General features: G+C 65.5%; 10 protein-coding genes and 1 pseudogene. 2 read left to right on the top strand and 9 right to left on the bottom strand.

Annotated elements, in window-relative coordinates; all coding sequences use genetic code 11:
• Positions 1–210: 210 nt before the first annotated feature.
• From OX89_RS19070 to OX89_RS08040, 9 genes and pseudogenes are all read right to left on the bottom strand, one after another.
• A pseudogene (locus OX89_RS19070) lies at positions 211–421 on the bottom strand (catechol 2,3-dioxygenase); the annotation flags it as partial.
• A gap of 1 nt (position 422) precedes the next feature.
• Positions 423–1,146 (bottom strand): VOC family protein (locus tag OX89_RS08075; RefSeq protein WP_234305529.1); only part of this gene is annotated, 724 nt, incomplete at its 3' end.
• A gap of 36 nt (positions 1,147–1,182) precedes the next feature.
• On the bottom strand, positions 1,183–1,533 hold the full coding sequence (locus OX89_RS08070) for a 2Fe-2S iron-sulfur cluster-binding protein (protein WP_047350241.1): 351 nt from the start codon (positions 1,531–1,533) through the stop codon (positions 1,183–1,185).
• Positions 1,534–1,550: 17 nt separating this feature from the next.
• On the bottom strand, positions 1,551–2,615 hold the full coding sequence (locus OX89_RS08065) for an NADH:ubiquinone reductase (Na(+)-transporting) subunit F (RefSeq protein WP_047350222.1): 1,065 nt from the start codon (positions 2,613–2,615) through the stop codon (positions 1,551–1,553).
• Positions 2,616–2,669: 54 nt separating this feature from the next.
• Positions 2,670–3,026, bottom strand: a complete 357-nt coding sequence (locus OX89_RS08060; protein ID WP_047350221.1) for a phenol hydroxylase subunit P4 — start codon at positions 3,024–3,026, stop codon at positions 2,670–2,672.
• A complete protein-coding gene (locus OX89_RS08055; protein WP_047350220.1) occupies positions 3,023–4,582 on the bottom strand; it encodes an aromatic/alkene/methane monooxygenase hydroxylase/oxygenase subunit alpha in 1,560 nt (519 codons plus the stop codon). Before OX89_RS08055 ends, OX89_RS08060 begins: the two co-directional genes overlap by 4 nt.
• 50 nt (positions 4,583–4,632) lie before the next feature.
• Entirely contained in the window at positions 4,633–4,914 is a 282-nt protein-coding gene (locus OX89_RS08050) for an MmoB/DmpM family protein (RefSeq protein ID WP_047350219.1), read from the bottom strand.
• A gap of 11 nt (positions 4,915–4,925) precedes the next feature.
• Positions 4,926–5,918: a phenol hydroxylase gene (locus tag OX89_RS08045; protein WP_047350240.1), complete on the bottom strand. Its 993-nt coding sequence runs from the start codon at positions 5,916–5,918 to the stop codon at positions 4,926–4,928.
• A 37-nt stretch (positions 5,919–5,955) separates the two neighbouring features.
• The gene (locus OX89_RS08040) at positions 5,956–6,174 is read right to left on the bottom strand and encodes a phenol hydroxylase subunit (protein WP_047350239.1); all 219 of its coding nucleotides are present in this window, start codon (positions 6,172–6,174) and stop codon (positions 5,956–5,958) included.
• A 298-nt stretch (positions 6,175–6,472) separates the two neighbouring features.
• On the opposite strand from OX89_RS08040, the gene OX89_RS08035 reads away from it, so the two are divergent.
• Together OX89_RS08035 and OX89_RS08030 are read left to right on the top strand one after the other, a co-directional pair.
• On the top strand, positions 6,473–8,167 hold the full coding sequence (locus OX89_RS08035; protein ID WP_047350238.1) for a sigma-54-dependent Fis family transcriptional regulator: 1,695 nt from the start codon (positions 6,473–6,475) through the stop codon (positions 8,165–8,167).
• Between the two features lie 24 nt (positions 8,168–8,191).
• Complete coding sequence (locus OX89_RS08030) at positions 8,192–8,980, top strand: GntR family transcriptional regulator (RefSeq protein WP_047350218.1); 789 nt, start codon at positions 8,192–8,194, stop codon at positions 8,978–8,980.
• Positions 8,981–9,001 lie beyond the last annotated feature (21 nt).

Here is a 9,001-nt window from a genome sequence, read left to right as displayed (position 1 = left end):
CGCGGAAATCGTCGATGTCGTAGTTGAGGAGATAGCCCAGGTAGTAGAAGCCGGGCGGCGGCACGCTCGCCGCCTGCATCCCCTCGACGCCGGGCACGTAGTGCCCCTCGGCCTGAGCCAGCGGCGCGGCCAGACCGCCTGCCAGGGCAAGCGCGGCAATGACCCTGTGTTTTTTCATGCTGTGTTCCTTGTGCATGGATGCGCGCCGGGTCAGGTATAGACGTCCGTGAAGGACGGCACCAGGTAGCCCGTGTGATAGAAGATGCCGCTGCCCAGTTGGTCTTCGGTCCAGGTCGTCACTGGGCGGTCGGGCTGCGCCAGGTAGCCCAGTCCGGCAAAGGTTTCGTTGCGGTTGCCGCTGGGGTCGAAGAAGTAGATGGTCTCGCCGCGCGTGATGCCGTGGCGCGTAGGGGTCACATCTNTCTTCTTGGCCATGACGTCGGCGGACTTGAGCACGTCGTGCCACGAATCCAGGAAAAACGCGATGTGGTGCAGGCCGCTGACGGGGCCGCCCACAAAGGCGATGTCGTGTGGCGTGGACGTGCGCGCCATCCAGGTGGCGGCCTGCATGTCGCCCTGGGGGCCCACCAGCACCTGCTCGGTCAAGAAAAAGTCCAGGCATTCCTTCATGAAGCGCGTGTTGTCCTGCACGGTGTTGATGCCGGCCTCGGGGTTCATCTCGCACATCAGCAGCAGGTGGTCGAGCCAGTGCGCGCCCGCGCCCCGGACACCGTCGGGCCACGGGTCGGGATTGACAGTGCCCACATCGGTGCCCACGTATTCCTTCATGGCGTACAGGCGCATTTCGTGGCCGCTGGGCAGGTTGAACTGCAGCATGCGGCCGGTGGAGGGCAGCGTGCCTTCAGGCAGCAGCGTGGTCTTGATGCCCCAGGCCTCGATGCGTGCCTGCAGCGCCTCCAGATCCTCGTCTTTCTCCACCTTGTAGGCAACGTGGTTCAGGCCCGCCCGGTCGCTGGGGGTCAGGATGATGGAGTATTTGTCCCACTCGTCCCAGCATTTCAGGTAGACGTTGCCCGCACTGTCCTTCATGACGGTCTTGAGGCCCAGGACCTCTTCGTAGTGCTTGACGGCAGCAGCGATATCCATGACCCGCAGGCTCGCGTGGCCGATTCTCAGTACACCCATTTCATGTCTCCTCTTGGTTGATAAATCTTCAATGACTCAATTGGCTGGACGTTGCGCCACCGAGGCGGCACTGCCCAGAAACGGTTTGCGCAATCGGGCGGCCACTTCCAGGCACACCGCCTGGGTGGGCGCCACGCGGCAGGCCAGCGTGTAGCCTTGCGCTTCTTCTTCGGTGCTGACATGCGCCCGGCTCACGGGGCCCAGCGGCTGCACGCCGCCCTCGACGATGCGCACCTTGCACACGCCGCAGCCGCCGTTGACGCATCCCACGGGAATGCCCTTGCGGCCCAGCCGCAGCATGCCCTTGAGCAGGCTTTCGTCGGTGGCGCAGGCATAGCAGTCACCGGTCTGCGCGACATGCACATCCACGGTCGGTCGTTGGCTCATCCACATGCCGGCCTCCGTCAGACGCGCTTGAACAGCGGGCTGCGCGCGCCCTGCGCATCGGCGGCCGAGAGGAACTTCTCGGTGTAGATGTCGCGCTCGAACAGCCGCCCCTGCATCAGCGTGGCAATGCAGGCCTCGACCATGGGAGGCGGGCCGCACAGATAAGCCTTGTGGCCCGCAAAGTTGCCCTGGAAGTGCGCCTGCGCGGCCTGATGCACAAAGCCGCGCGCGCCGCTCCAGTCCGAGCCCTCGGGCTCGGCTGACAACGACGGCACGTAGGTGAACTGCGGGTGCTGCTGCGCGAGTGCGCGAAATTCATCGTCGTAGTACAGCTCGTCGCGCGAGCGCTGGCCATAGACCAGCGTGACCGGCTCCGTGCAGCCGCCAGCAAGCAGCGCATGGATCATGGAGCGCGGGCTCGACAACCCCGAGCCGCCCGCCAGGAACACCATCGGCAGCCGCGCCGAACGCCGCACAAAAAAGCGCCCATACGGCCCGGCCAGGCGCAGCCGCGCGCCTTCTTGCAGCTGCTCGTGCAGCCAGGTGGTGCCGGCACCGCCGGGCACATGGCGCACGTTGAGCTCAACCTGCGCGCATTCGCCATCTGCGCCCGGCGCGTTGGCGATCGAGAAGGCGCGGCTTTGCCCCAGGCCCGGAATCTCCAGCTGCACATACTGCCCCGGCTGAAAGCGGATGGGCTTGTCCAGCCGCAGGTGCAGCGCCTTGATGGTGGGCGTGAGCCGCTCGATGCGCTCCACCGTGGCCGCGAAGTCGCGCACGGGAATGATTTCGGCGTCGGGCTCCTCGTCGATGTCGGCCTCGATGGTCGTATCGCACTGCAGCGTGGCGCAGCAGGCCAGCGTCTTGCCCTCGTCGCGCTCGAAGTCCATCAGCGCGAACGGGTTGGCGGCACCGTGGTCCACCTCGCCGTCGGCAACCTGCACCTTGCAGGTACCGCACAGGCCGTGGCCGCAGGCGTGGGGAATGTAGATGCCCTGGCGCAGCGCTGCGTCGAGCAGGGTCTGGCCCTCTTCGACGTCGATCGTTGCGCCCAAGGGCTCGATGGTCAGTTGGTAGGTCATGGCATGGACGCGGGGCCCGGGGGTAGCCCCCGGGCTTCCCTCACCGAATGGGACTTAGCTGCACGTACCCTGGATGCCGGTCAGGCCCGGGGTGCGAAAACGGATCGCGTCCTTGTGCTGAAGGCCATTGGCCTGCAGCGACTTGGCCGGATCGGGCGTCCACGGCTGGCCGGACTTGAACCACTCGACCTGGGACCAGTCGATCTTGGCAAAGTCGGGGTGCTCGCCGTACACGCCGGGCAGCACGCCCTGGACCAGCGCGCCGAACGGGGTATCCGGCGGCAACGGCAGGCAGACCGGTGATGCAAACATCAGGTGATCCTCCCAGCCGATGTAGAGCAGCGGTGCGGGGAAGTTCTCGCGCCGGTCGCGGGCGGGAAAGTCGTAGGGTTTGACAGCAACGACGCTCATGCCTTGTCTCCTTGAACAGCATCACCACGCCAGGCGGCAAAGTTCTTCTGGTCTTCCGAGCCTTCAAAGTCGAGGTTGTCCCGGCCCACCTTCAGGTCGTAGTAGTCCATCACGGCAGCCATCGGGTCAAAGCCCTCCACCGTCGGGTCGGTGCCCTCGGGGAAGCAGTTGCCCTGGTAAATCTGGTGCACGGGCAGCCAGGCTTGCGAATATTTCTCGGGCTCGTCGTCAAAAATTTCTTTGCAACCGTCGCTGCAGAAGTGGTACTTGTCGCCGTGGTAGTCGGACTCGCGGTAGCAGATCTTGGTCGGATCGCCGGGCTCGGTAAAGAACATGGGGACCTGGCAGATGGTGCACAGCATGGGCAGCGTCTTGTTGTAAAAGCGCTTGCCCTGTTGCTGCTGCGCGTGGAAATGCTCGAAGCGCGGCCGGTAGTACTTGTCGAAGGTGTCGGGGTACTTTTCGCTCAGCCACTGCATCTCGTCTTCCTTGGGAATCCAGGTGTGGAACGGGGCGGCGGCCGCATAGTTGTAGAAGGTATTCCAGGCCTGGTGGCTGATGTGGTCTTTGCCGGCGCACGCCTCCTTCCAGCCCTTGGGCTCGCGGATGCCATAGCGGGCCAGATCGCGGAACAGCGCGCCACCGTTTTCCTCGGCGTACATCTCCCAGGCCTCCTTCCAGCTCATCACGCGCTTGGGCAGCATGTAGTCCTGCATCATGGCCACGATGGTCAGCAGGCGGTAGCCGCGCCAGAGCCACTTGTCGATCCACTTCTGCACGATCGGCACGTTGGCCGGGTCCTGCTCGAGCATGAACTTGATGCACTCGATGCCCAGGGTCATGTGACGCGATTCGTCGGACTGGGCCGAGAAGCCAAACGTCACGGTGCTCATGTCGCCGTTGTGGGCGGCGCCGGACATGAAGGGCACGAACACCAGGTTGGTCAGCACGTACTCGAACGAGAAGCTCACGGCGGTGAGGAACTCGAACGGCCCTGCGGTGGAGGCGTCTTCAAAAAACGACTTGGGCACGGACAGGTACCACACACGGTCAAACATGTGGGGTGCCTGGTGCAGGCCATTGAAATACTTGTTGTAGTGCGACAGGGCGTGGGTTTCGGTCTGGCAGTGGCGCAGCTCGTCAATGGACTGCATCTGCGCGGCAACGCGGGCACCGGCACCGGTGAAGTGGCGGCCCACATGGGCAAAGCCGCGGTGCGCGAGGTACTCTATCGGGGTCACGGCCTGGAAGAAGATCTTGATCGCATTCACATAGCGCGCATCCGAAATACCCAGCTGGCCATTGTTCTGCGCAAAGGCCTCGATCACGGCATAGAGCTTCTTTTCCTTCTCGCCCTGGTATTTCCAGTAGGCGTCCATGGTCAGGCGAAACGGGTCTTCCCATTTATCCCAGTCGTGGATCTTGATGCCTTCGTATTTGTCGAACGGGAACACCTTGTCCATCGGTTGGTAGGTAGTGTCCCAGGCCAGATCGCGCGTCATGGCGATGTGGCGTTCTTTCAGGCCGAGCTTCTTTTTGGTAACGGGTGCGTCCATGGTGTTATCTCCTGGTGGTTGCGGCAATAAATCGGGGGGTGGCGGCTGCTTTAGCGCAGCCAGCTCAACGACAACTCGTCGTCGTCTTCATTGATGTAGCCTGAGATCGTGACCAGATTGACGTGAATCTGTTGCAGGTCAAAACGCTGGCCGGTTTGCTCTTCGATGCTCTCGCGGCGCACTACCAAGCGGCCGGGGGCGTCGATCTTGACCAAACCGGGCGAATGCACGGCAGTGGCTTCGGGGTTGTTGGCCAAGATGGCATCGACAATCGGGCGCGATTCTTCGTTGTCTTGGAAGGCAATGAAAACTTTAGAAACGGGTTCGGTCATCACAAACTTTCTCAGAGGGTTAGACCGGCCTTGCGGGCGCGGGTGTTGAGGGTTTCGCGCACGGCCAGCAGGGCTTCGGCACCGGCAGCGCCCAAGGCCATCTCTGCCACCGGAGCCAAGGCGGCTTGGGCTTGATCGGCGTAGCGTTGGAACCAGCTGCTGATCAAGGAATGGTTGTCGGCGTTTTCGGCGGCGGCCACTTTGATGACCGCGTCCACCCAGCGTGCGCTCTCGTCATGCCATTCGGGCATGAAGGCCGTGAGCATGGCCACCGCCGTACCGCCCTGCACCGCAAGGTGGTCGTCCACGAAATGCGTGTAGATCAGCGGGTACAGCAGACCGTCGAGCGCCAGGTTCTGCGCCACGAACAGCTCGAACGGGTCGTTGACGACCAGCGTGTCCTCCACCAGCTTGCGCAGTCCCTGCCAGCGCGGGTCCTGCAGCCAGTCGTTCTTGCCGGCTTCCAGTGCGCCGGGCTCCCCCAGCGCCAGGCCCAGGCGGGTCAGGTACTGGGCCACGCCTAGCTGGTCCATGGCGTGCATCATGGCCGGGGCGGTAAAGGCCGTTCCATAGCCGCGGTCACACACCTGGCAATTGTTCATGTTGGCGCCCCAGGCCGCGTGGCGCAGCGGCATGAGCACCTCGCAGGCTGCGGCGCGCTGCGCGTCGGGAATCTTGTCGATCAGGCCGCGCGACTCGACAAACTGGTAGTTGGCCTCCATCGCCTCTTGCTGGCGCGCACGCGCCATGGTCCAGTTGGCGTAGTAGAACTGGCGCGGGTCGCGCAGCGCGTCCCAATCGGCCAGCTTGACGGCCGTGCGGCCAGCATCAAACAGCTCAAACTCGGGCTCCCAGGTCGGGCGGTAATGGAAGTTCGCGGCGTTCTGAATGCCCAGCGTGGCTTCAAGGTAGCGCGACGCGGGCTTGTCGCCCGTGTAGGCCGCCACGCGGGCGAAGGTGTTGCGCAGCGGCTGAATTTCGCGCGCCTGCAAGTCGATGTTCATGGGGCTTATCTCCTGGTCGTGGTTGTTGGGGCAGGGCTCAGTCATCCAGGTGGCGCACGCGGTGCGCCGCGCAAAAGGCATCGAATGCCGGTTCAGGGAGCATCAGCTCCACCGACAGCTCGGGCCATCCGATCGAGAAAGCAAACTCGACAAAGCCGTTGTCGCGGCGGCCCAGCACGCGCACAAACCGCTGCGACAGATCGCAGACGGGTTGCGGGGTGGCAGATGCGTCGGTGGCAATGGCGGTGTGGGTCATGACGGTCTCCTTTTCGGTTTTGCGCCATCTGTTTAGCACGGGCCATGCCAATGCTGGCGTTTTGCGCGCAAATATCGATAAATCCAGGGTTAATCCCTAGCAAATCGCGTCAAAGAGGCCCGCCCGCAGGTTGGTAGCCGCCGGCTGCGGCACCCGCGGCCAGCCCGGAGCCGCGATTGCTGCACAGCAGCATGATGTTTTGATGAGACCCAGGGGTCAGCCAGTTCATGAAATGATGAAAAACCTCCCCGGGTCGATCCCGATGGACGACCACCCGCTGTTTATCGATACTTTTTTCATGCCAGCCACCACCCTGCCCCCCTACCCGTCCGACGCCGACTTGCGCCGGCTGGTGCACTTCTCGCCCGTCGATGGGCGCATCTGGCTGGCTGATCAGCGCATGCTGCTGGTACATGCGGCGGCCTTTCAGGCGTTGCGGCGCGAGCTGGTGGCCAGCCTGGGGCCGGAGCACGCCCGCCCCTTGCTGATGCGTGCGGGTTACGCATCGGGCGAGCGCGATGCGCTGCTGGCGCGCCAGGTGCGGCCGGGCGCATCGCTGTTCGACGCCTTTGCCGTAGGGCCGCAGTTGCACATGCTGGAGGGCGCGGTGCGCGTGCAGCCGAAGGTGTTCGAGCTGGACGAGGCGGCAAGCCACTTTCACGGCATCTTTCAGTGGGATCACAGCTGGGAGGCCGAGGTGCACCAGCGCGCCTGGGGCCCGCAAGGTGCGCCCGTGTGCTGGATGCTGCTGGGCTATGCCTCGGGCTACACCAGCGCGTTCTTTCGGCGCCCGGCCCTTTTCAAGGAAGTGCAGTGCACGGCCTGCGGCCACGCGCACTGCCTGATTGAGGGCCGCTTTGAGCACGAATGGCCCGACGGCGAGCAACTGGCGCGCGACTACGACCCCGACTCCATGCTGGTGCGCCTGGGCGAGCTGCAGTCGCAGGTGGATGCGCTGCGCACCCAGCTACAGCCCGCAGATGATCAGGGCCCGCTGCTGGGACGCTCGCGCGCCTTCAACGACACCGTGGAGCTGCTGCGCAAGGCCGCGCCCACGCAGGTCACCGTGCTGCTGACCGGCGAGACCGGCGTGGGCAAGGAGCGCTTTGCGCGCGCGTTGCACGCCATGGGCCCGCGCGCCGACAAGCCCTTCGTGGCCGTCAACTGCGCGGCGCTGCCGGCCGAGCTGATCGAAAGCGAGCTGTTCGGCGCCGAAAAAGGCGCCTACACCGGCGCCACCGCCGCGCGCGTGGGCCGCTTCGAGCGCGCGCACGGCGGCACCTTGCTGCTGGACGAGCTGGGCGAGCTGCCCCTGCCCGCGCAGGCCAAGCTGCTGCGCGTGCTGCAGCAGGGCGAAGTGGAGCGCCTGGGCGGCACGCAGCCGCGCAAGGTGGACGTGCGCGTGATTGCCGCCACCAACGTCGATCTGGAAAAAGCCGTGGAAGAAGGGCGCTTTCGGCGCGACCTGCTCTACCGCCTGAACGTCTATCCCATCCGCATCCCGGCGCTGCGCGAGCGCGCGGACGACATCGAGCTGCTGGCCATGCACCTGCTGCAGCGCTACGCCGCCCTGCACGGCAAGCGCCTGGCGGGCTTCACCGACCTGGCCATGACCGCCATGCGCCAGCACGCCTGGCCCGGCAACGTGCGCGAGCTGGAAAACCTGGTCGAGCGCGGCGTGATCCTGGCGCCCAACGACGACCTGGTGGACGCCGCCATGCTCTTTCCCACATCAGTCCTTCCCACGGCCCACACCGTGAACGCGGCAGGAGCGCTGGAAAGCGAAGCGCACTGCCAGCAAAGCGCCGGTCTGTACGACACCCTGCAAGCCAGCGGCCTGACGCTGGACGCGCTCGAAGACGCGCTGATCCGCGAAGCCGTGGCGCGCGCAGGCGGCAACCTGGCCGCGGCGGCGCGCGCGCTGGGGCTTACGCGCCCGCAGCTGAGCTACCGCCTGTCGCGCCTGCAAGAGCGGCCGCTGGCGGCTTCGTGAGGCGAACGCCAGCCCCGCATTGCCATGGCCAAACGCAGTTTTCACCCCCTGATTGCACTGCCCGGCGGCGACGCCGCCGAGGACGCAGCCCTGTACGACGCCCCCTCGCGCACGCTGATCGAGCAAACCTACGCCACGCTGCGCAGCGACATCGTCGAGGGGCGCCTTGCGCCCGGCAGCAAGCTGCGCATCGAGCACCTGCGCACCCAGTACGCGGTGGGCGCGGGCACGCTGCGCGAGGCGCTCACGCGGCTGGCCAGCGACGCGCTGGTGACCGTGGAGGGGCAGCGCGGCTTTCGCGTGGCGCCCATCGCCATCGAAGACCTGGAGGACATCACCCACCTGCGCGTGCAAATCGAAACCACGGCGCTGCGCCAGTCGATACGCGCGGGCGACGCGCAGTGGCGCGAAGCGCTTGCCGAGGCCTATGCGGCCATCTCGGCCGAAGAGCAGCCCATCGCGCCGCACCGCCGCCGCCAGTGGGAGCTGCTGAACGTGCGCTTTCATGAGGCGCTGCTGGCGGGCCACGCCTCGCCCTGGACGGTGCGGGTGTTGCGCCTGCTGTCGCGCCACAGCGAGCGCTACCGCTTCTGCGCCATGGGCCTGCCGGGTGGTGTGCGCGATGTGCACGCCGAGCACACCGAAATCTTCGAGCTGGCCATGTCAGGCCAGGATGCCCGCGCCGCGCTGGCGCTGGAGGCACACATCCGCGCCACGCCCGATTTGCTGATCCGCGCCCTGCGCGAAGGCCGCGCCTTTTTGCCGGGCTGCGCACCGCCGCAGCTTCAAGTCAAATCAGCTGCCAGCCCTTGAACAGCGAGCGCTGCCAGCTAC

Source organism: Diaphorobacter sp. J5-51 (assembly GCF_001023515.1).
Taxonomy (GTDB): Bacteria; Pseudomonadota; Gammaproteobacteria; order Burkholderiales; family Burkholderiaceae_C; genus Diaphorobacter; species Diaphorobacter nitroreducens.
This window is presented reverse-complemented; position numbering and strand designations above follow the sequence as displayed.

Coding starts and splice junctions, on each gene's coding strand:
- OX89_RS08070 (WP_047350241.1), bottom strand. CDS start 1,533: ATGAGCCAACGACCGACCGTGGATGTGCATGTCGCGCAGACCGGTGAC.
- OX89_RS08065 (WP_047350222.1), bottom strand. CDS start 2,615: ATGACCTACCAACTGACCATCGAGCCCTTGGGCGCAACGATCGACGTC.
- OX89_RS08060 (WP_047350221.1), bottom strand. CDS start 3,026: ATGAGCGTCGTTGCTGTCAAACCCTACGACTTTCCCGCCCGCGACCGG.
- OX89_RS08055 (WP_047350220.1), bottom strand. CDS start 4,582: ATGGACGCACCCGTTACCAAAAAGAAGCTCGGCCTGAAAGAACGCCAC.
- OX89_RS08050 (WP_047350219.1), bottom strand. CDS start 4,914: ATGACCGAACCCGTTTCTAAAGTTTTCATTGCCTTCCAAGACAACGAA.
- OX89_RS08045 (WP_047350240.1), bottom strand. CDS start 5,918: ATGAACATCGACTTGCAGGCGCGCGAAATTCAGCCGCTGCGCAACACC.
- OX89_RS08040 (WP_047350239.1), bottom strand. CDS start 6,174: ATGACCCACACCGCCATTGCCACCGACGCATCTGCCACCCCGCAACCC.
- OX89_RS08035 (WP_047350238.1), top strand. CDS start 6,473: ATGCCAGCCACCACCCTGCCCCCCTACCCGTCCGACGCCGACTTGCGC.
- OX89_RS08030 (WP_047350218.1), top strand. CDS start 8,192: ATGGCCAAACGCAGTTTTCACCCCCTGATTGCACTGCCCGGCGGCGAC.